Consider the following 590-nt stretch of genomic DNA (forward strand, 5'->3'; position numbering starts at 1 on the left):
ATCAACGCGGCCGGTCGTGGAAATGGCGATGGCGTCATTGCCATCCCCGCCGCTGGTGACATCCACCAGGCCCCGGGCTGTAATGGCGATGGCATCGTTGCCGTCGCCGCCGCTGGTGCGACTCACTCCGCCCTGGCTTGCGATTGCGATTGTGTCATTGCCGTCACCCCCATCGACAACATCGACAGTCGGGTCATAGTAAGCGCTCGGCCTGTCGCTTGCGAGGCCAATGACCGAGATATGGTCGTTGCCGTTTTGACCGGTAACGCCGATCATCCGGTGCCCAACGACCTGAATCGTATCGTTGCCGCCCGCCGCACCAGCGGAGATGTAGTCCTTGCTCGAGGATATGACCGACAGGTCAAGGTCGCCTGAACCCGACGCCCTGACCTGCGTGATGTGCTCCATGTGGTAGCCTGTGTCGAACTCAAAGCGTTCGACCTCCATACCAAGTGCGTTGCCGGTCGAACTCAGCGATGCTTTGAAGCCTTCCGACTCCACGAGGATACGCATGATCGCGGATACCGCTGCGCTGGGGGAGGATTGCAGGCCGGGTAGAGACTGGTTTTTGGCGTAGTTGCTGGTCGCCT

At 60.7% G+C, this 590-nt stretch carries 1 pseudogene; it reads right to left on the minus strand.

Annotated features, from left to right (window positions below):
- Positions 1 to 513 (minus strand): annotated as a pseudogene (locus IPF36_RS34220) (hypothetical protein); the annotation flags it as partial.
- Positions 514 to 590: the final 77 nt, after the last annotated feature.

Source organism: Cupriavidus sp. IK-TO18 (assembly GCF_015549295.1).
GTDB classification, from domain to species: domain Bacteria; phylum Pseudomonadota; class Gammaproteobacteria; order Burkholderiales; family Burkholderiaceae; genus Cupriavidus; species Cupriavidus oxalaticus_A.